At 63.8% G+C, this 21,077-nt stretch carries 18 protein-coding genes and 2 riboswitches; of the genes, 7 read left to right on the top strand and 11 right to left on the bottom strand.

The window, feature by feature from the left end; all coding sequences use genetic code 11:
• Positions 1-102 precede the first annotated feature (102 nt).
• Positions 103-1,362 carry a nitrate regulatory protein gene (locus HNO82_RS12265; RefSeq protein WP_175343918.1) on the top strand — a complete coding sequence of 420 codons (1,260 nt, stop codon included), beginning with the start codon at positions 103-105 and terminating at the stop codon, positions 1,360-1,362.
• 25 nt (positions 1,363-1,387) lie between these two features.
• Here the strand turns inward: HNO82_RS12265 and atzF are convergent, their stop codons facing one another.
• From atzF to HNO82_RS12230, 7 genes are all read right to left on the bottom strand, one after another.
• Positions 1,388-2,803, bottom strand: a complete 1,416-nt coding sequence (gene atzF / locus HNO82_RS12260) for an allophanate hydrolase (protein WP_175343917.1) — start codon at positions 2,801-2,803, stop codon at positions 1,388-1,390.
• Entirely contained in the window at positions 2,800-6,423 is a 3,624-nt protein-coding gene (gene uca / locus HNO82_RS12255) for an urea carboxylase (protein WP_175343916.1), read from the bottom strand. The genes atzF and uca overlap by 4 nt, the downstream gene beginning before the upstream one ends.
• A 98-nt stretch (positions 6,424-6,521) precedes the next feature.
• Positions 6,522-7,157, bottom strand: a complete 636-nt coding sequence (locus HNO82_RS12250; protein ID WP_008333183.1) for an urea amidolyase associated protein UAAP2 — start codon at positions 7,155-7,157, stop codon at positions 6,522-6,524.
• A 14-nt stretch (positions 7,158-7,171) separates the two neighbouring features.
• On the bottom strand, positions 7,172-7,903 hold the full coding sequence (locus HNO82_RS12245; protein WP_175343915.1) for an urea amidolyase associated protein UAAP1: 732 nt from the start codon (positions 7,901-7,903) through the stop codon (positions 7,172-7,174).
• Between the two features lies 1 nt (position 7,904).
• Positions 7,905-8,681: an ABC transporter ATP-binding protein gene (locus HNO82_RS12240; RefSeq protein ID WP_175343914.1), complete on the bottom strand. Its 777-nt coding sequence runs from the start codon at positions 8,679-8,681 to the stop codon at positions 7,905-7,907.
• Positions 8,678-9,493 (bottom strand): ABC transporter permease, encoded by an 816-nt coding sequence (locus HNO82_RS12235; protein ID WP_175343913.1) that lies wholly within the window; start codon positions 9,491-9,493, stop codon positions 8,678-8,680. The genes HNO82_RS12240 and HNO82_RS12235 overlap by 4 nt, the downstream gene beginning before the upstream one ends.
• Positions 9,494-9,629: 136 nt before the next feature.
• Positions 9,630-9,730, bottom strand: a riboswitch (guanidine-I (ykkC/yxkD leader).
• Between the two features lie 83 nt (positions 9,731-9,813).
• Complete coding sequence (locus HNO82_RS12230) at positions 9,814-9,969, bottom strand: hypothetical protein (protein ID WP_175343912.1); 156 nt, start codon at positions 9,967-9,969, stop codon at positions 9,814-9,816.
• A gap of 440 nt (positions 9,970-10,409) precedes the next feature.
• Positions 10,410-10,509: riboswitch (guanidine-I (ykkC/yxkD leader) on the top strand.
• 66 nt (positions 10,510-10,575) lie between these two features.
• On the opposite strand from HNO82_RS12230, the gene HNO82_RS12220 reads away from it, so the two are divergent.
• The 5 genes from HNO82_RS12220 to HNO82_RS12200 all read left to right on the top strand — a co-directional run bounded on the left by HNO82_RS12220 (position 10,576) and on the right by HNO82_RS12200 (position 16,907).
• A complete protein-coding gene (locus tag HNO82_RS12220) occupies positions 10,576-11,652 on the top strand; it encodes a putative urea ABC transporter substrate-binding protein (RefSeq protein WP_175343910.1) in 1,077 nt (358 codons plus the stop codon).
• Between the two features lie 137 nt (positions 11,653-11,789).
• Positions 11,790-12,737 (top strand): TorF family putative porin, encoded by a 948-nt coding sequence (locus HNO82_RS12215; protein ID WP_175343909.1) that lies wholly within the window; start codon positions 11,790-11,792, stop codon positions 12,735-12,737.
• Positions 12,738-12,910: 173 nt separating this feature from the next.
• Entirely contained in the window at positions 12,911-13,618 is a 708-nt protein-coding gene (locus tag HNO82_RS12210; protein ID WP_008333202.1) for a gluconate 2-dehydrogenase subunit 3 family protein, read from the top strand.
• A gap of 44 nt (positions 13,619-13,662) precedes the next feature.
• Positions 13,663-15,444 (top strand): GMC family oxidoreductase, encoded by a 1,782-nt coding sequence (locus HNO82_RS12205; protein WP_175343908.1) that lies wholly within the window; start codon positions 13,663-13,665, stop codon positions 15,442-15,444.
• A gap of 11 nt (positions 15,445-15,455) precedes the next feature.
• The gene (locus tag HNO82_RS12200) at positions 15,456-16,907 is read left to right on the top strand and encodes a cytochrome c (protein WP_175343907.1); all 1,452 of its coding nucleotides are present in this window, start codon (positions 15,456-15,458) and stop codon (positions 16,905-16,907) included.
• A gap of 21 nt (positions 16,908-16,928) precedes the next feature.
• On the opposite strand, the gene HNO82_RS12195 is transcribed toward HNO82_RS12200, so the two are convergent.
• Genes HNO82_RS12195 through HNO82_RS12185 form a run of 3 tightly spaced genes read right to left on the bottom strand, consistent with a single transcriptional unit; the run spans position 16,929 to position 18,694 of the window.
• Positions 16,929-17,729 carry an alpha/beta fold hydrolase gene (locus HNO82_RS12195; RefSeq protein WP_217509900.1) on the bottom strand — a complete coding sequence of 267 codons (801 nt, stop codon included), beginning with the start codon at positions 17,727-17,729 and terminating at the stop codon, positions 16,929-16,931.
• A gap of 13 nt (positions 17,730-17,742) precedes the next feature.
• On the bottom strand, positions 17,743-18,054 hold the full coding sequence (locus tag HNO82_RS12190; RefSeq protein WP_175343906.1) for a YciI family protein: 312 nt from the start codon (positions 18,052-18,054) through the stop codon (positions 17,743-17,745).
• A gap of 13 nt (positions 18,055-18,067) precedes the next feature.
• Entirely contained in the window at positions 18,068-18,694 is a 627-nt protein-coding gene (locus tag HNO82_RS12185) for an FMN-dependent NADH-azoreductase (RefSeq protein WP_175343905.1), read from the bottom strand.
• A gap of 155 nt (positions 18,695-18,849) precedes the next feature.
• Between HNO82_RS12185 and HNO82_RS12180 the strand changes: the two genes are divergently transcribed.
• The gene (locus tag HNO82_RS12180; RefSeq protein WP_175343904.1) at positions 18,850-19,830 is read left to right on the top strand and encodes a LysR substrate-binding domain-containing protein; all 981 of its coding nucleotides are present in this window, start codon (positions 18,850-18,852) and stop codon (positions 19,828-19,830) included.
• Positions 19,831-19,889: 59 nt separating this feature from the next.
• Here HNO82_RS12180 and HNO82_RS12175 read toward each other — a convergent pair whose 3' ends face one another.
• Positions 19,890-20,783 carry a LysR family transcriptional regulator gene (locus HNO82_RS12175; RefSeq protein WP_008333205.1) on the bottom strand — a complete coding sequence of 298 codons (894 nt, stop codon included), beginning with the start codon at positions 20,781-20,783 and terminating at the stop codon, positions 19,890-19,892.
• Positions 20,784-21,077: the final 294 nt, after the last annotated feature.

The raw sequence follows: 21,077 nt of genomic DNA, 5'->3' as shown, positions 1-21,077 counted from the left end.
CGGATGCCGGGCAAGTCGATTCCATTACAATCCGGGGATGCAGCGCCATTGCATGAAACTTGCTGGCGCTGAGGGTCTCCCTGATTCTTCGTCCTGCCGTCCATGAGCCAAGTCCTGAACTACCTGATCACCGCCCGCCGCTGCGAAGTGGAGGAACTGCAACGCCTGGCTCGCACCTGCCAGCTGGTACTCACCGTGGGCAAGCTGATTCATTGCCTGCAGCAGGAACGCGGGGTCTCCAACATCTATCTCGGCTCGCGCGGCGAGCGGGATGCGCAAGAGTGCCAGGAGCGCGTAGCGGCGAGCCAGGCGGCACGGTGTGAATTCGATACCTGGCTGGAATCCACCGAGCACGACAACGCTCTCTCCAATGGCGCGCGTCTCTACACCCGCATCGCCTTCGCCCTGCATGCACTGGACGGGCTGCCCAAGCTGCGCGCCGATGTGGTGGCCCTCACCTGTACCCCGAGCGCCAGCTACGAGCGTTTCAAGACGGTGGTGGGCGCCCTGCTGGCGCTGGTGTTTGAAGCGGCCGATGTGGCCGTGGACCCCGAGATATCGCGTCTGCTGGTGGCGCTGTTCAACCTGATGCAGGGCAAGGAATTTGCCGGACGCGAACGGGCCGCCGGTGCTGCCGCGTTTGCCATGGGCAAGATCACGCGCGAACAGGAACAGACCATCGAAACCCAGATCGAGATGCAGGAACAGGCCCTGCGTCGTTTCGAATCCTTCGCCGAAGGTTTCCGCAACGAGTGGAGCGCCATGCAGGCCACCCTGCCGCTGGCCGATCTGGAAAGGCTGCGTCGCAAGCTGCTCACCGCGCATGGCCGTCCGCTTGATCCCGAACTGGCCGATGCCTGGTACCAGTGCTGCTCCACCCGCATGGATGGCCTGCACCGGGTCGAGATCCATCTGGCCAACTACCTGCAGTCGCAATGCAGGGACAAGATCGCCGAATTGCAGAAGGAACTGGACCACCAGGGCCAGCTCTTCAGCCAGGATGATGCACTCGATCCATTGGCCCCGCTGGTCGCCTTCCCCTCCAGCCTGGAAGACCAGGCGCTGCCGGACCAATCGCTGCGTACCGGGGTGGGGCCGCACCTGACCCACTCCATCGTCGACATCCTGCGCACCCAGTCCGAGCGCCTGCAGAACCTGACCCAGGAACTGGCCACCGTGCGCGAGAGCCTGGAAGAACGCAAGCTCATCGAGCGGGCCAAGGGTGTGCTGATGATGAAGCAGGGCCTCAACGAAGAAGCCGCCTATCGCCTGCTGCGCAAACACGCCATGAACCAGAACCGGCGCATCGCCGAAGTGGCGCAGGCCATTCTCTCGCTGACCGAAATCCTGCCGGACGCCTGACCAGGCGTCCGCCCTCCCCGGTCACTCACGCCGCCAGCAGGCGGTTTTCGATCTGCCGCTGTCCGACCAGTGGCCTTCCATGTGCGCGCTGCAAGGCATCGGCCACGCCCAGCAGTGCCTGGTCGGTGAAGGCCGGGCCGAATACCGTGATGCCCCAGGGCAGGCCGTTCTTCATGAAGTTCATCGGGGTGGCGACGGCCGCGTAGTCCAGCATGTTCATGAAATTGGTGTACCAGCCCAGATCCGAATTGCGCTGCACCGGCTGCTCGTGCAATTCCTCCAGGGTCACCGGACGCGGATAGGCAGGCGTGACCACGCAATCGACAGTGCTGAGGATGCGGTCGCATTGCACCTTCAGTTGCTGCAGGCGATATTGTGCGCGGAAGGTATCGACGGCGCTGTACTGCGGTGCCTTGCGCAGCACGTCGCGAATCACCGGGAGGATCTCCTCAGGCCGTTCCTGCAACAGCGCTTCGATGGTGCTGTAGCGCTCGGCCACCCACGGGCCCTCGTAGAGCAGGCGCGCTGCCTCCAGAAAGGGGCTGAAATCGATGGACACGGGTACGCCGCCGATGGCCTCCAGTTGTCCCAGCGCTTCCACGAACAGGACCGGACTCTCGCTGCAGCCGAGGAATTCCAGCTGGCGCGGTACTCCCACGCGCAAGCCCTCGCGTGGCGCCTGGAAGGCCGCTGCATCATTGTGCGGCAGGTTGGCCCTGCTGTATTCGTCGCGCTCGTCGGGCTGTCCTGATTGCGTGCAAAGCGCCAGCAGCTGACTGGCTTCGGCTGCCGTGGCGGTGAAGAAGGTCACGCAATCCAGCGTACGGCAGGCGGGCACTACCCCGGCGGTGGAGAGCAGTCCCTTGGTCGCCTTCAGTCCGACCAGATTGTTCAGGGCGGCAGGGACGCGGCCACTGCCGGCCGTGTCAGTGCCCAATGCAAAGCTGCTCAAACCCAATGCCACCGCCAGCGATGAACCGGAGGACGAACCGCCGGAAGGATAATCCGGATGCACGCTGTTGCGGCAGGCGCCATAGGGCGAGCGGGTGCCGTTGAGACCGGTGGCGAACTGATCCAGATTGCATTTGCCCATCGGCACCGCACCGAGCGCGATCAGTTGCGCTACCAGGGTGGCACTCTCGCGCGGTACGTAGCTGAAGGCCGGACAGGCCGCCGTGGTGGCAATACCCGCCAGGTCGATGTTGTCCTTGATCGAGAAGGGCACACCATACAGCGGGAGGCTGTGCGGGGATTGCCGTTCCAGCGCCTGCAGGTAGGGCTCGGTCTCTTCCTCGCTCAACAGGTGGAGGTAGAGCCGGTATTGCGCATTGAGTGCGATGGCACGCTCACGCAGGCGGCCGATCACGGTGCGCGGGGACAGGCTGCCATCGCGATAGGCCGTCGTGAGCGCATCGATGCGCAAGTCGAAAGGATGGATCATGCGGCCTCCTGTTCAATCTCTTCCATGACCAGCACGCACTGTCCCGCACGTACCGGACTGCCCGGCTGCACCCGTACTTCGGCGACGATGCCGGCTTCGGGGGCGGCGATGTTGATTTCCATCTTCATCGATTCCAGAATCATCAGCAGTTCGCCTTGCGCCACCCGCTGGCCGGGACTGACCTTGACCTGCCACAGGTTGCCGGCAATGGGCGCATCCACGGCCAGTTGTCCCGCCTGCAGGGGTTGGTCTTCCTGCATGAGGGCACTGCCTTCCTCGCTCTCGTAGTCGGCCTGGCCGTTGGCGATCCAGCGCTGGCGCTCGGCATCGAAGGCTGCTTGCTGATGCTGGCGGAAGGCAGCGATACCCTCGGCTTCGCGTTGCAGAAAATCCTGGTAGTGCGCCAGATCCAGTCGCGTCTCCTCGATGCCGACCTCGAAGCGGCCCAGCGGGAAGTCGCGGCGGATGGTCTGCAATTCTTCGGCCGTGACCGGATAGAAACGGATCTGGTCGAAGAAGCGCAGCAGCCAGGGCTTGCCCCGGAAGGCCGCGACTTCGCGATAGCGGTTCCACATCTGCAGGGTGCGGCCCACGAACTGGTAACCGCCCGGTCCTTCCATGCCATAGATGCACATATAGGCACCGCCGATACCTACCGAGTTCTCGGCAGTCCAGGTGCGCGCCGGGTTGTACTTGGTCGTGACCAGGCGATGACGCGGGTCCAGCGGCGTAGCCACCGGCGCGCCCAGATAGACATCGCCCAGTCCCATGACCAGATAGCTGGCATCGAACACGGTCTGGCGCACCGCGCCGATATCCTTGAGGTCGTTGATGCGGCGGATGAATTCAAGATTGCTGGGGCACCACGGTGCATCCTTGCGCACGGTGGTCATGTATTTCTCGATGGCGAGCTGACAGGCCGGGTCGTCCCAGGACAAAGGCAGGTGCACGATACGCGAGGATACCGTCAGGTTCTGGCGGGCGCAGACGGCATCCCACAATCCGGCGATGGTCTCCAGCAAGGTCGGCAAGGGCAAGGCTTCCGGCTGGTAGTGCACCTGCAGCGAGCGAATACCGGGCGTGAGGTCGATCACGCCGGGAAGATGCTGTTCTTCCAAGGCCGCGATCAGGGCATGCACGCGGAAGCGCAGCACCAGGTCCAGTTGCGGGCTGCCCACTTCCAGCAGCAGATTGGCATCGCCCGACAGACGCGCCACCAGACGGTGTTCATCCTGTCCCAGGTCAAGCACGACGGGCGAGGCCAGCGGTGCCGGCGACCAGTCCACCGGCTGCGGCTGCAGGCTGGTGATACCGGCTTGTGCGGCCAGGGCGATGCGGCGTGCAGTGCTCACCTCCACCGGAACGAAGCGCAGCTTGTCACCGGCCTTGAGCTGGCCAATCTGCCAGAGATCGGCCTCGATCACCGTGACCGGGCAGACGAAGCCGCCCAGGCTGGGGCCATCCGGTCCGAGGATGACCGGCATGTCGCCCGTGAAATCGACGGCACCGACGGCATAGGGATTGTCATGAATGTTGGAGGGATGCAGGCCGGCTTCGCCACCGCTGTCGCGCACCCATTCCGGCTTGGGACCGATCAGGCGCACGCCGGTGCGGCTGGAATTGAAATGGACTTCCCAGTCGGTGGCGAAGAAGGTCGCCATGTAGGTCGGCGTGAAATATTCCGGCGCGCCATGCGGACCATAGATCACGCGGACCTGACGTACCGCATCGAGGGCGGGATACAGGTTGGCCGGCAAGACCTGGCCGACCGCGGGCATGTCACCCTCGGACAATGGCAGCAGATGCAGGATGTCGCCACTGGCCAGCGCACGACCCGCATGACCACCAAACTGGCCCAGCGTGAAGGTGCTGCGGCTGCCCAGATAGGCCGGCACCTGCACGCCACCGCGCACGGCCAGATAGCTGCGCGCACCGGCGCCGCTGATGGTGCCAAGCTTCAGGGTGCTGCCGGCGGCGATGTGCAACACGGTGGCCATGGGCTGGGCTACGCCATCGAGCAAGACCGGGATCACGGCACCGGTGACCACCACCCTGGCGGCGGTATTGAAACGCAGTACCGGCCCCATCATGGTCACTTCCAGTCCCGCCGCATCCTCGGCATTGCCCAGCAGGCGATTGCCCAGCCGCAGGGCGCGCTCATCCATGGGCCCTGAGGGCGGCACGCCGACGGCCCAATAACCGATGCGGCCAGGATGATCCTGCACCGTGGTCTGGGTACCGGGTGACAGGACCTCCACCGTATCGGCGTGATAGACCAGTTGTTCCAGACAACGCGTCCATGGCTGGCCGTCGGCAAAGGGGGCATCAGCCAGGATCTGGCGCAGGTAATGCTGATTGGTTTCCACGCCATACAGCAGGGTCTCGCGCAGCGCCGCATCCAGCGCCACACGGGCAGCTTCACGGGTGGGCTGCCAGCCGATCAGCTTGGCGATCATGGGATCGAAATACGGCGGGATCTCACAACCGGCCTCGACCCAGGTATCGATGCGCAAGGTCTGCCCATCGGCAGGCGGGAAATCGACGGCGGTCAGCAAGCCCGGGCAGGGCTGGAACTGGCGCCCCGGATCTTCCGCATACAGACGCGCCTGGATCGCATGGCCACGCGGCTGCAAACGGGACGCCAGTTGCGACAGCGGTGGCAGGTCGCCGGCTGCCAGTTCGATCATCCAGCGCACCAGATCCACGCCCCAGACCTGTTCGGTCACGCCGTGTTCCACCTGCAGGCGCGTGTTGACTTCGAGGAAGTAGAACTGCCCGGCCAGACTGTCATAGACGAACTCCACCGTACCGGCACTGCGATAGTTCACCGCGCGCGCCAGCTGGATGGCTGCCGCGCACAGGGCCTCGGCCATGCCCTCGGGAAGATGGGGCGCGGGCGTTTCTTCCAGCACTTTCTGGTTGCGTCGTTGCACCGAGCAGTCCCGTACGCCCAGGGCGATCACCTCGCCCTGCCCGTCACCGAAGACCTGCACTTCCAGATGGCGGGCACGTTCGATGTATTTCTCGATGAAGACGCCGGCGTCGCTGAAATTGTTCTGGCCCAGTCGACGCACCGAATCAAAGGCGTCCGTCAATTCCGCATCGCTGCGGCAGACGCGCATGCCGATGCCGCCACCGCCCGCCGTGCTTTTGAGCATCACCGGATAACCCACGCGCGACGCAGCCGAGAGCGCATCGTCGAGGCTCTCCAGCAGGTCGGTGCCTTCCAGCATCGGCACGCCCTGCTCACGCGCCAGTGCGCGCGCGGTGTGCTTGAGTCCGAAGATGCGCAGCTGCGCCGGGGTGGGGCCGACGAAGGCGATGCCGGCGGCTTCGCAGGCTTCGGCAAAGGCGGCATTCTCGGAGAGAAAACCATAACCGGGATGGATGGCCTGCGCGCCACTGTCGCGGGCGGCGGCCAATATCTTGTCCACAGCCAGATAGGTCTGGGCCGCCGCACCTTCTCCCAAAGAGATGGCGCGGTCGGCCTGCAGGACGTGCAGGCTGCCGAGGTCGGCTTCGGAATAGACACACACGCCGGTCACGTCCAGCGTGCGCAGGGTGCGCAGGATGCGGCAGGCAATGGCGCCACGATTGGCGATGAGCAGATGGTCAAACATGGAATGGGCCTGGAAATCCGGGTCGTCCCGTGATTCGAAAAACCGGCTCGCGGTCGTCCGCGAGGGGTGCAGGGCTGCGTACGTTCAAGGTCTCGGGATCAGTCCCACACCAGTACTTCGGCGGCGGTCGGGTTCCAGCCGTTGCAGGGATTGTTCAGCTGTGGACAGTTGGAAATAAGCACGATCAGGTCCTGCTCGGCGCGCAGCTCCACGTACTTGCCGGCAGCGGAAATACCATCCTCGAAGGTGAGACCGCCTTCCGGGGTGACCGGCACGTTCATGAAGAAATTGATGTTGGCACCGATGTCGCGCTTGTTGAGCCGTCCATCATGCAGGCAGGCGCACAGAAAATTGTCGCGGCAGCTGTGCATGTAGCGTTTCTCCAGTGCATAGCGCACGGTATTGCTCTCCTGCGCGCACGCGCCACCCAGCGTGTCATGACGACCGCAGGTGTCGGCCACGATGGTGGCCAGGGCGCGCCCCAGGTTGGAATACAGCACGCTGCCCGCACCCAGGTAGGCCCGGTTCTGGCGACGCAGCGTGCGCTGCGGATCGTAACGTTCACGCGGATTGGCGGCGCTGTAGAACAGCGTATCGATGGCCTGGTTGCCTTCCAGGTCCAGCAGGCGCACGGTCTGTCCGGCACTGAGGTTGAAGAGATACGGTTCGCCCGCCGGAATCACATGACGGAACACGGCTTGTTCGGGGGTGCGCTGGCTTTCGATGATGTGCATGAGATTCTCCCTCTTCAGAGATGGAAGCGTTCGGTGTTGTGGAAGGCGCGCTCATTCTCGGGGCGCGAATGGCGGCAGGCGTGCGTGGTGTCATCGCTGTGCGTATGCAGCCATTCCAGCCGGACCGGCAGCGGCGCGTACTGTGGATGCGGGTCCATGGGATGCTGCAGGGCGGTCAGGATGATGAGCGTGTCCATCGGTGCGGCCAGCTCGATGTAGTCACCGGCCCTGGAATTGCCGGGCACGAAGTGGAACACCCCTTCGGCATCCACGTTCACGCGCGAGAACAGGTTCACCACCATCAGCAGGTCCTGCAGGTCGAGGTTCCACTTGCCCATTTCCACCAGCAGGTTGTCCACACCGTTGCGATGGAAACCGTTGCGCAATTCCTGATAGCGGCCCTGGCCGTATTTCTCGCGCACTTCCTCGGCATTGAGGACGCCGCCGAAGCTGTCATGCCAGCCACAGGTGTCTTCGGTGATGGCGGCCAGTACGCGGCCCATGTCGGAGTACAGGCAATGGCCGGCCTGCAGGCGCGCGGTGTGCTGGCCCTTCAGGGTATCGGGCAGGTTCAGCCGCTCGCTGGGTTGCCGGGCATTCAACATCATCATGCTGACGTTGGCGCCGCCTTCGATGTCGGTGATGCGCAGCGACTGGCCGCGCTTGAGGATGAAGGAGGTATGGCCGCCGCCGGGCAGCAGTTCTTCATAGAGTCTGGCCTGCAGGACCAGGGGATCCTTGCTCATGTCAGCTTTCCTTTGCAGTGAGGAGGGAGGCCAGCTTGCCGGCCTGTTCGCGGGCACGCGCCTCGTTGAGGGCAATGTCGTAAGTGATGTGGGCGCCATAGGCCTGCGGGTATTGCGGATCGACGCGCACCTTGTCGAAGACCAGCAAGCGGGTGCCCAGGGTGAACCCTTCGGAGAGATCGTGGGTCACCATGAAGACGGTCAGGCCGCTGTCCTTCCACAGATCCAGCAGCAGGATGTGCATCTCCTTGCGGATGCCCGGATCGAGCGCACCGAAAGGTTCATCCAGCAACAGCACGCGCGGGCGCACGATGAGCGCCTGGGCGATGGCCAGCCGCTGCTGCATACCGCCCGAGAGACTGCCGGGATACAGATTCAGCGCATGTCCCAGCCCCACGCGGTGCAGCAGCTGCGCCGCCTCCTCGCGTGCGCGCCGTTTGGCGCCACCGAACAGCCGTCCCAGGAGCGGGGATTGCGGCAGCTCGAGACCGATGGTCACGTTGTCCAGCACGTTCAGGTGCGGGAACACGGAATAACGTTGGAACACCACGCCACGCGTGGCATCGGGCTCGGCCGGGAAAGGCTGGCCCTGCAGCAGGAGCTGCCCCTTGCTCGGTCGTTCCTGCCCCAGCAGCAGGCGCAGGAAGGTCGACTTGCCACAGCCGGAAGCGCCGACCAGGGTGCAGAACTGGCCTTCGTCCACGCGCAGGTTCAGGCGCTCCAGCACCACGTGCTGGCCGTATTGCTGCCACACGTTGCCAATCTCGATATAGCTCATGCGCGGCCTCCTTCAGCCCAGGGAAAGAAGCGACGATGGATGGCGCGCAGCAGCCAGTCCATCATCCACGCCAACAGCGTGATCCAGACTACGTAGGGCAGGATGATGTCCATGGCCAGGTAACGGCGCACGAGGAAGATGCGATAGCCGAGACCGGCCGTGGCCGAAATCGCTTCTGCGGAAATGAGGAACAGCCACGCTGCCCCCAGCGACAAGCGCAGCGACACCAGCAGGCGCGCCAGCATCTGCGGCAGGGCTACCCGCAGCACCAGCGTCCAGCTGTTGGCGCCCAGCGTCTGCGCCTTGATCAGCAGTTCGGCCGGGAGGGCGCGCCCCGTGTGTTCCAGATCGCGCGCCAGCAGAGGGGTGACACCGATGACGATGAGCATCACCTTGGACAATTCATCCAGCCCCATGACGATGAAGAGAATCGGCAGGATCGCCAGCGGCGGCACCATCGACATCACCGTCAGCAGCGGTGAGAAGCCGGCACGCAGAACAGGGAAGAGGCCATTGGCAATGCCCAGCACCAGCCCGACCGCGGCGGCGATGCCCAGGCCCAGCAGCACCCGCTGCAGGCTGGCCAGGGTATCGCTCCAGAACAGGTAGTCGCCGGTGCGCGGATCTTCCATGAAGGCCATGTGACGAACCGCATCGACCATCTGCGTGAGACTGGGCAGGAGCTTGTCGTTGGGATTGTCGGCCAGACGGGTAGCCGAGCCGAAGGCATACAACAGCACCAGGATGAGGAAGGGCAGAAGCGTGAGCAGCCACTGCCCGGAGCGACCGGGGTGGCGGTTCAGGAAACGCATGGCGCGCCTCCCTGCGACTGGGACGCAAGCAGTACGGCAGCTGCGGGGTGGGACCTGGGAAGACGGACAGCGATCACGAGAAACTCCGGTCGGGGTTGAACAAAAGCAGGAGCAGCGCGGCACCTGTGGTGCAACTCTCTCCCGGGCTTTTGTCCCGCCGTGTAACCTCGACCGAGGTCGCCGGCTCTCGGACCAGTCATCTGCCTGCGGCAGACCGGAACCCTAGCCAGCTATTGGAACATCTTCTACAGCCGTTGGATGATCAGCTCATCGATGCGGGCTGCTCTGCATGTACGTTGATTTCAGCAAATTCCATACCATTAGCGCGCCCGTCGCAGCCAGCGCACGGCATGCGTGAGCGCTTCGATGAGGACGAGCGAGCTGCGCATGCGACCACACAGCGGCAGTGCCTGTGCGGCGTCATCAGAAAAGGCGATGGAAAAAACGGGGGTGTCACTTGATCGGGTCATGGGCATGGTCTACTCCTGCGAACATGGCCTGGCCGTCCAGGATGGTTATCGAGGCCAACGTCTGCGCTATGCGCCTGGTCTGCTTCGATCCAAGTCGTCTTGGCTCGCCCACTGCGAGAACGACAATCTTGCATGCAAGATCCAGACCAGCCCCTTCCGCACAGAGACAGCTGTCGCAAAGCCGCTCCTGCAAAGGATTGCAGCCCATCGCGGGTTTCTTCGCAAACAGTCAGAGCGCAAGCATGGTGCACATCGGCACCGATTTGGCGCGTGGAGAATGCGCCAGCATCGATCATGTCTGGCGCGTCGCAGCTGGCTTTTCAGCGGCCGCTATTAATAGCGAAAAACAGCCTCATGCAGCCTCGACGCAATCTCACGGGATTGGCATGAACCTTGCTGAAAAGCGAGCGGGAGCCGGCGAGTCCGGTCTTGAGTCAGCACAATTTGCAATGGACAGCTAGGGTTCCGGTTCGCTGGTGCGGATGTCTGGTCCGAGAGCAGTCGACCTCGCAAGGGGTTACACGGCGGGAGAAAAGCCCGGGAGATGACGCGATCGCAAGAGCGCGCCGCTCCCGGGCTTTTTTCCAATAAACCCTTCGAGGACCCTACGCCGTGTACAACATTTCCCGAATCCTTGGTGGCGCTGCCATCGCCCTGGCCGCCTTCGCAGGCGCGCTCTCATCCGCCCACGCCGCACCCCGCACCGATTTCAAGGTCTGCACCTCCATCTACGCTGGCTGGATGCCCTGGGGCGAAGCCCAGGCACAAGGCATCCTGGCCAAGTGGGGCAAGAAGTACGGCATCACCATCAGCGCCGTGCAGTTGAACGACTACGTGGAGTCGATCAACCAGTACACCGCCGGCAAGTTCGACGGCTGCACCATGACCAACATGGATGCGCTCACCATTCCCGCAGCCGGTGGCGTGGACTCCACGGCCCTGATCGTGGGCGACTATTCCAACGGCAACGATGGCATCGTGTTGAAGGGAAAGAACAAGAAGCTGGCCGACATCAAGGGCCAGTCGGTGCAACTGGTGGAATTCTCGGTCTCGCACTACCTGCTGGCGCGCGCGCTGGAATCGGTGGGCCTGCGCGAACGTGACGTCAAGGTGGTCAACACCAGCGATGCCGACATCACCGCCGCCTTCGCCACCCCGGCCGTGACCAGCACGGTGACCTGGAACCCGATGCTGTCCTCGCTGGCGGCATCGCCCGATGTTTCGCTGGTCTACACCTCCAGGCAGCTGCCCGGCGAAATCATGGACCTGATGGTGGTCAACACCAAGACCCTGCAGGAGAACCCGGCCTTCGGCAAGGCGCTCACCGGTGCCTGGTACGAGATGATGTCCATCATGACCGCCAAGGACGAGCGCGCCACCCGTGCGCTGACCGCCATGGGCAAGGCTTCCGGCACCGACCTGGCAGGCTTCCGGTCGCAACTGGCGGCCACGGCCATGTTCTACCAGCCCAAGGCGGCGCTGGAGTTCGCGACCAAGAAGGAACTGCCGGCCATCATGGGGCGCATCGCCAAGTTCAGCTTTGATCACGGCATCCTTGGCCCCAACGTCAAGAGTGCCGATGGCATCGGCATCGCCTTCGACGGCAACGTGATCATCGGCGACAAGAAGAACGTCAAGCTGCGTTTCGATCCGACCTACATGAAGATGGCGGCTGACGGAAAACTCTAAGTTTTTCGCGCGCATGCACCTGTAGTTCCAACAGTACCGGCATCACCAACGACTTGCGCGGGTCCGGCAACGGACCCGCCAGGGCCTGCTCGTCCCTTGCTTCCACAACGATACAGTTCAACCCAACGGAGAGAACCTTGACTACCACCACCGCTTCCCTGTCGCGCCTGCACGCCCGCTATGCGCTGGGCACCTGCACCGCTGCCCTTGCCTCCCTGCTGGTCTGCGCACCGGCGCTGGCCGACGATGCCGCTGCGGCTGCCACCACCGAACCGGCCGGTCCCTGGACCATCACCAAGCATATCGACCTGGCCTCGCGCTACGTGCTGCGCGGTGCTACCACCACCTATGGCAACGGCCAGGCGCTGGGCAATGCCGGTGCGGATGCGCCCGAATCGGACCAGGCAGCGCTGCAATGGGGCATCGATTTCGTGCACAGCAGCGGCTGGAGCTTCGGTTACTGGGCTTCCACCATCAACTATTCGTACAAGCAACTGGGCAAGTCCTACAGTGATCGCAGCATCACCGAGTTCCAGAAACCGCGCTCGGTGGAAAACGATCTCTACTTCGCCTACGCCGGCAACATCAGCGGCGACCTCGGCTACACCCTGGGCATGACCGGCTACTACTACGCCAACGGCAGCCACGCCAATGCACTGGAAACCAAGGCCGGCCTGACCTGGGGCGCGCTGTCCTTGAATGCGCAGACGCTGCTCAACGATGTCATCTGGGGCAACAAGGGCGACACCTACTGGACCCTGGTCTACACCAGGCCCCTGCCCTACGACATCACCTTCACCAGTACGCTGGGCGCCTACACCTACAAGCGTGAAGGCAAGTACCTCGGCACCCGCGACACCGCCACCGGCACCGCCTGCGGCGCCGGTCAGGCCTTCGTCGTCAATGGCTGCTACGCCGGCAACGGCCCCAGCAGCGGCGGCCTGCGTCACCTGACGCTGGGCCTGTCGGCCCCCTTCCCCAATTCGCCCATCACCTGGTCGCTGCAGGCCATCCTCGGTGGCTACAACCGCTTTGACATCAAGCAGGGCAACCAGCTGGTCGGCATGTTGAGCTGGGGCTTCTGAAGTCGCGCTGACGCATCACAGGCCCTAGCCCTGCAGCGTATGCGTCAGACATTTCCCACACCAAAACCGCAGGATGGCTGATCCCCCTGCGGCATCATCGCGCGCATCATGGCTGGGCCGTGAGCAAGGCAAGGCATTGCTCACGCTCCGGATTTCCCTCAAGGAAACGCGCCATGAAAAAAATAAGCATCTCTCCCGATCGCCGCCGTTTCCTGCGTGGCGCTCTCACCGCCGCACCTGCTGCCGCACTGGCCGTGACGACCGGCAGCCTGGCCGTCAGCGCCCAGGGGCAAGCGGCCGACTCTCCGTACAAACCGGTCTTCTTCAACCAGGAGGAATTCGCGCTGCTCAGCGCGCTGGCCGATACCCTCATTCCCGCCGACGAGAGTGGTCCCGGTGCCTTGGAAGCCGGGGTCCCGGCCTTCATCGATGCGCAGATGAACACCCCCTACGGCCAGGGCCAGCTGTGGTACATGCAGGGACCCTTCACCCCGGACGCACCACCCGAATTCGGCTACCAGCTGCCCTATCCGCCGCGCGAACTGTACAAGAAAGGCCTGGCCGAATTCGATGCGGCCATCCGTGAGCAATACAGGCACGGCTATGTGGAGCTCAATGCCCAGCAACGCGAAAAAATGATGGGCGAGCTGGAGAAGGGCCGGCAGGGCAGCCTGAAGATGGCCACCATCCCGCCCGCCGCGCTGTTCAACCTGTTGCTGCAAAACGTCCACGAAGGCTATTTCTGCGATCCGGCCGACGGCGGCAACAAGGGCATGGGCGCGTGGAAGATGATCGGCTTCCCCGGTGCCCGCGCCGACTACTACGACTGGGTCGACCAGTACGGTCGCACCTATCCCCTGCCCCCGATCTCGCGCGGCTGATGGCCGCCCCTCTTCGCATCGTCTGACCCCGAAAGCCCAAGCACATGGCCAACAAGAACATGAAAGCAGTCGACGTCGTCATCGTCGGCTTCGGCTGGACCGGCGCCATCATGGCCAAGGAAATGACCGAGGCCGGACAAAGCGTGGTGGCGCTGGAACGTGGCGTCTATCGCGACACCTATCCCGACGGCGCCTATCCCAAGACCATCGATGAACTGGAATACCAGCAGCGTTTCAAGTTATTCCAGAATCTGAACAAATCCTCGTTCACCTTCCGCCGCAAGAGCGGCGACAGCGCCATCCCCTATCGCCAGATCGCCATGTTCAAGCCCGGCGAAGGCGTGGGCGGGGCCGGGCTGCACTGGTCGGGCTGCCACTGGCGCGTGCTGCCGGAGGAGCTGCGCATGCGCAGCCATTACGAGGAACGTTACGGCAAGGGTTTCATCCCCAAGGACATGACCCTGCAGGACTGGGGCGTGACCTACGAAGAACTGGAACCGTATTTCGATTTCGCCGAGAAAATGATGGGCACGTCCGGCACTGCCTACCGGGTGCAGGGCAAGGTGGTCGACGACAGCGGCAATCCCTTCGAGGCCAACCGCTCGGACAACTTTCCGTTGCCGGCGCAGAAGGAGCAATACCAGGCGGCGCTGTTTCGCAAGGCCGCGCAGCAGGCGGGCTTTCATCCCTTCACGCTGCCTTCGGCCAATGCCTCGGCCCCTTACGTGAACCAGTACGGTTGCCAGATGGGCCCCTGTACCTTCTGCGGCTATTGCTCCGGCTATGCCTGCTACAACTATTCCAAGGCCTCGCCCAACGTCAACATCATGCCGGCCCTGCGCAAGAGCGCGCTGTTCGAATTGCGCAGCAGCTGCAACGTGCTGCGCATCGAACTGGACAGCACGCGCAAGAAAGCCACTGGTGTCACCTACGTGGATGTCAATGGCGATACCGTCTTCCAGCCCGCCAACATCGTCATCGCCAGTACCTTTGCCTACAACAATGCGCGGCTGTTCCTGCTCTCGGGCATCGGCAAGCCCTACGACCCGGTCAGCAACACCGGAGCGGTCGGACGCAATATCGCCTTCCAGATGATGTCCTCCATCAATGCCTTCTTCGATCCGGGCAAGAACATCAACGGCTTCATCGGTGCCGGTGGCAATGGCGTGGCCGTGGATGACTTCAATGGCGATCATATGGACCACGGCCCGCTGGGCTTCGTCGGTGGTTCGCCGATCTGGTGCAATCCGGCCGGGGCCAAGCCGATCTCGGGCATCCCCCTGCCCAGTGGCACGCCCAAGTGGGGACGCGACTGGAAGCGTGCAGTCAAGGCCAGCTATCTCAACACCATGTCCTTCGACGTGCATGGTGCCAACATGGTCTATCGCGACGTGTATGTGGATCTCGATCCCAATTACAAGGATGCCTTCGGCCAGCCGCTGCTGCGCTTTACCTTCGACTGGAAGGACAACGACATCCGCATGAGCCGCTATGTCACCGACCAGGCCGTCAAGATCGCGCATGAGCTGAAGGCGCGCGAGATCAAGGTGACCGTCAAGGACTTCGGTGCAGCGCCGGACTTGCGTACCTACCAGACCACGCACTGGGCCGGTGGCGTGGCCATGGGCACGGACCCGTCCACCAGCGTGGTGAACCGCTATCTGCAGAGCTGGGATGTGCACAACGTCTTCGCGGTCGGATCGGGCGTGTTTGCCCAGGGTATCGGCTACAACCCGACTGGTGCGGCCGTAGCGCTGGCTTACTGGTCGGCGCGCGCCATCCGTGAGCAGTACCTGAAGGATCCGCGCCCGCTGGTCAGCGCGTGAAGACGGGAGCGATGATGAGACGAATGATCCTGATCGCCACCCTGGCCCTGGGTGCCGCCGCGCTGGCGGCCACTGCCGCCTGCAACCTGGCGCATGCCGATGATTCGCTGACGGTACCGGCCCCGCCCAAACCACCCGTGGGCGCGCGCCTGCTCAACCGGGAAATCCCGGCGCAACGTCCCATGAGCATCCCGCCAGCCGATGCGGCACTGGCGGCACGTATCGCCAAGCAAGGCGGCGCCGGTGCCGATGACCGGCAACTGCTGCGCGGTGCCTACCTGGCGCGGGCCGGCGATTGCGTGGCCTGCCACACCAGCAGGGGCGGTACGCCCTTCGCCGGGGGACTGGCACTGGCCTCGCCGATCGGTGCGATCTACTCCACCAACATCACGCCCGACAGGGAACACGGCATCGGTGACTGGAGCTATGAGGACTTCGCGCGCCTCATGCGTACCGGCGTCACCAAGGCCGGCTATACGGTCTATCCGGCCATGCCCTATCCCTCCTACTCGCGCCTGACCGACGAGGACATGCAGGCGCTGTATGCGTATTTCACCAAGGCCGTGCCGCCCTCGGCACAGGCCAATCGCGCCAATGACATCCCCTGGCCCTTGTCGATGCGCTGGCCGCTGGCGATCTGGCGCAAGCTGTTCGCGCCTACCCCGGCGCCCTATGCGGCACCGGCAGGTACCGATGCGCAGCTGGCGCGCGGGGCCTATCTGGTCGAAGGACTGGGTCACTGCGGCAGCTGCCACACGCCGCGCTCGACCACCCTGCAGGAGAAATCGCTGCGGGATGACAGCAGCCGTCTGTATCTCTCCGGCGGCCAGGTAGTCGATGGCTGGAGCGTACCGTCCTTGCGCAACGAACATGGTGGCGGCATTGCCGGCTGGAGTCAGGCCGATCTGGTCGAATTCCTGCGCACCGGTCGCAACCAATACACGGCCTCCTTCGGCGCCATGAACGATGTCATCGAGCATTCCATGCAGTACATGACCGAAGCTGATCTCAACGCCATGTCGCGCTACCTGTTGAGCCTGGCACCGCGCAATGGGGCCGAGCCTTACCGCTATGACGAAGTGACGGCCACCGCTGCCTACGAAGGACGTCCGCAAACGCCGGGGGCGGCCCTCTATCTGGACCGCTGCGCCGCCTGCCATCGCAGCAATGGCACCGGCTACGGCAAGGCCTTCCCGGCCCTGGCGGGCAACCCGGCGCTGCAAACCCAGGATGCGACCTCGGCCATCCGCATCATCCTGCAAGGGGGACGCCAGCCTTCCACCGACTCGGCCACGGCCGGGCTGGTGATGGCACCGTATGCGCAATTGCTCAACGACCGGCAGGTCGCCGAAGTGACTTCCTACATCCAGACTGCCTGGGGCAATCGTGGTGCAACGGTCAGCGCGGCTGATGTGGCCAAGATTCGCAAGACGGCCAGGCCGGTGGAGGAGCGGGTGCCCTGATCGGGAGCGATCAGCATTCATTCAATGCAGGCTGCGCGCGGCACGATCGATCAGATCGGCCACCTGCTGCGGATGTGACACCAGCGACAGATGACTGGATACGATGGTCTCGGTGCGCGCCTTCATGGCCGCGGCGAACTGTTGCTGCACGGCGGTTGGCAAGGCGTGATCGCCTTGCGTGACCAGATACCAGCTGGGCTTGTCGTGCCAGGCTGCATGGCCAATGGCCACGCCAAAGGCCGCAGCGGCGATGGGCTGCTGCACGGCCACCAGCGCAAGCACCTCATCGGCAGGCAGGTCATTGGCCATCACCTGCGCAAACACCTCCGGATCATCCAGCCAGATCAGGCCCTGTGCGTCCGCTTGCAGGCCCTGCATGGGCAGCTGCAAGCGCTGCAAGGCTTGCGCCACGCTCTCGCCGGAATCCGGCGCCAGCGCAGACAGATAGACCAGTCCCTTCACCTTGTCCTGGTTGCCTGCCACAGAAATCACCGCCCCACCCCACGAATGGCCGACCAGCAGCACCGGATGCGGCTGGCGTGCGATCACGCGGGTGGTAGCCTCAACATCGGCGGCCAGGCTGCTCAGGGGATTCTGTACCGCGGTGACGCGATAGCCCTTCTGCTGCAACAGGGCGATTACCCTGGACCAGCTGGAGCCATCGGCGAAGGCGCCGTGGACCAGCACGATATCGATGGGAGGTGGAGTCTCTGTGCGCATGGTCTGTGCCAGTGAAAGAAACGGGATCAAGCAGAGCAGGGCCATCAAGCCCGCCAGCAGCAAACGCCAGCCGGGCCGATGCCCATCATGGTTGTACATCATCAGCGGTGCCTCCTCATCCGACAAACTTGGCCTGCGGCGCCCAGTGCGGCGGGAGACCAGCTGCGGCCAGGGCGGGCGCGCAACCGTAGGCCTGATAGCTGGCCACGGCGTGGGTAACGAAGCAATCCTGCGCCATCATCGCGTGCAGTTCCTCTTCATCGGCACAGGCCGCCAGCACCAGGCCACCGCCACCAGCAGCCAGCGGGCCGGCAAAGATCACGCGGCCTTGCTTGAGGTTGGCGGCCAGCCAGGCCTTGTGGGTATCGAGGTGCTGGTTCACTTCCTCGATCGGACGGAGATAGGTCAATACGACGAAAAAGATCATGATGGACTCCCGGTCAGTTGGATTGCAGAGCCGCCACCATGGACGGTATCTCGTCGAGTGCCGCGCGCATGGACTGGCTGCGCAGCTCGGCGCCCTTGGTCAGCCGTTCGGCGCGCACGAAGCGCACACGCTGGATGCCGAGGAAACCGAAGAAGGCCTTCAGGTAAGACTCTTGATGATCCATCACCGTCGCCGGCCCGCTGGAATACATTCCACCACGCGTGGAGGTCACGATTACCGCCTTGTCGCCGGACAGTCCCAGCGGCCCCTGCTCGGTATAGCGGAAGGTGCGGCCAGGCTGGGCCAACCGATCCAGCCAGGCCTTGAGCTGGCTGGGAATGGAAAAGTTGTACATCGGCACGCCCAGAACGATGACGTCGCTGGCGAGGAATTCGCTGACCAGGGTCTCGGAGAGAACATGCTCGACCAGCACGGCCGCGTCCGTGACGGTGCCACCGGGCTGGCGGAAGCCCGCCGCAATGGCGCCGTCTAGGTGGGCAATGGGGCTGCTCGCGAGGTCGCGCACGCTGACCTGGGCTTCGGGATGCAGGGTACACAGATGCTCAACCACGGCGGCGCTGAGCACGCGCGAGGCGGAAGCATCGGCCAGGATGCTGGAATCGAGGTGGAGAATCTTCATGGCGAGGTCCTTTCAGGGAGCGGTTAGGGAAGGCACGCAATGGAAGATACCGGCCGGGGCGCCCTGCCACTAGTCGTCGCCTGCGCATCAGATTGTTCCATTCATAGGACAATCCGGACTTTATAATCGGGCTTTTCCTCACTGACAGACTGCGCATGGAAGACCTCAACGATCTGGCCTTGTTTGCGGCCGTGGTGGTACACGGCAGCTTCTCGGCCGCAGCCCGTGCGCTGGATATCCCCAAGTCGCGCATCAGCCGCCGCGTAGCCGAACTGGAGCAGCGGCTGGGCGTTCGGTTGCTGCAACGTTCCACCCGCGTGGTACGGGTCACCGACGTGGGGGCGGCCTTCTTCACCCATTGCGAAGCCATGACTCACGCTGCGCGCGCGGCCGTGGAAGTGAGCGAGCAGGCGGGTGCCAGACCGGCAGGCCGGCTGCGCGTGAGTTCACCGATGGGCGTGGCGCACATCTTCCTGGCGCCACTGCTGGCGCGCTTCCTGTGCGCCCATCCGGATGTGCGGCTGGAACTGGAACTGAGCAATCGCCGCGTCGACGTCATCGGCGAAGGCTTCGATGTGGCCATGCGGGTCAGGAGTACGCTGGAGGATTCCAACCTGGTGGTGCGCACCTTCGGCACCAGCCAGCAGGTATTGGCCGCCAGCCCGGCGTTCATCCGCCGGCACGGTCCCTTGGACAGCGTGGAAGCACTGCAGGGGCAGCGCGGGCTCGGTCCGGGCGGCATGCCTGGCCAGGCGCAGCGCTGGCGCCTGCACGGCCCGCAAGGTGAGGTCGCCGAGATCGATTACGTCTCGGCGATGGTGACGGATGACATGCAGCTGGTCATGCAGACCGCTATCGGCGGTGCCGGTCTGGCGCTGCTGCCCTTCAACGTCTGCCACGGCGCCATCGAACGCGGCGAGCTGGTAGTGTTGCTGCCGCAGTATCGCGGCACGCCGCATCAGCTGCATGCAGTGTTTCCGTCGCGGCGCGGGCTGGTACCGGCAGTGCGCGCCTTCATCGAATTCCTGGCCGTGGAACTGTCGCAGACCATGCAAGCGGAAAACCAGGCCCTGTTGAAACTGTTGGCGCGCAAACCGGTGCGCTTGGGCAAGACCAACAGGGCCAGGCGAGAATGATGCGCCGATGCCGGGGGCCTGCGCGCTCCTGACCGGTTCCCCCCGACGGCCAGGCAGCCTCAGGCCGACTGGCAACGCCTCAGTTCATCGCGCAAATCGGCAGCAAAGGTTTCAGCCAGTGCCAGCCGCTTCCCGGGATAAGGAAAGATGATGGCGCAGCGCGTATCGAGTTCCTCCACCACCGGCCGGATCACCACACCGGCACTGATGAACGGCTCGGCCGTGATGCGCGAGACCAGCGTGATCCCCGCCCCTTCGGCCACCAGCGCACAGGCCACCAGCGAATTGGGCGTTTCCATGGCCACCTGCACCGATACCCGCAGCTTGGAGAGCGCATCATCGATCTGGTAGCGCATGTAGCTGTGCTGCGACAACAGAATCATGCGCTCCCCATCCAGCTCCTTGAGCGACACCCTCTTGCGGCGCGCCAGCCGGTGCCCGGCTGGCAGCACCAGCGCGCGCTCCAGCGGCTCCAGCGGTTCGATCGAAATCGAAGGCTGCGACAAGGGCAGCTCGACAATTCCAATATCGAACTGCTTGGTCGCGACCATCTCGGCAATCTGGCGCGACGGCAAGGTCTGCACGAACACCGACACCTGCGGACGCGCCGCTGCGAAGCGCGCCACCGTGCGCGGCACCAGGCTTTGCGAGAGCGCCGGCAATGTCGCAATGCGCAATGCGCCGGCACGCTGGTGACCGATATCGTGGGCCACCTGGGCGATGCGATCCAGGTTGCCGTAGATCGGTTCAAGCTCGGCATACAAGGCTTGCGCCTCGGGGGTGGCGACCAGCTTGCGGCCGCGCCGCTCGAACAGGTCGTAACCGATACGGATCTCCAGATGGGCAATGGCACGGCTGACCGCCGGCTGGGTCACGCTCATCATCTGCGCGGCACCGACCACGGTGCCCGTGCGCATGACCGAATAGAAGGCTTCGATCTGGCGCAAATTCACGCTATTTCTCATATAACCAACTCGCTATCATCACTCGGAAAATATGCCTCAATGAGGTGCAGTATCGCATCTTTCCAGTGCCTTTTACCTCGTAAAAACCCCTATTTGCACTGCAACAATACACATAACAAATAGGCATAAGCAACCTCAGAAAATTTAATATTTGCGGTGCGTCCTAGTGCCTACACTAGGGCCTGTTCACATTAAATCTGCGAGTGCGAGAGGTCGCCAAGCGTTGTCTGCCTAGGCGCAGCGACGCGCCGTGGTGGTGCCACGGCAAGGAGCTGCAACAAC

The organism is Herbaspirillum sp. C9C3, from assembly GCF_013359625.1.
Taxonomy (GTDB): Bacteria; Pseudomonadota; Gammaproteobacteria; order Burkholderiales; family Burkholderiaceae_D; genus Herbaspirillum.
The sequence above is the reverse complement of the archived record's forward strand: the minus strand, read 5'-3'. Positions and strand labels throughout refer to the sequence as shown.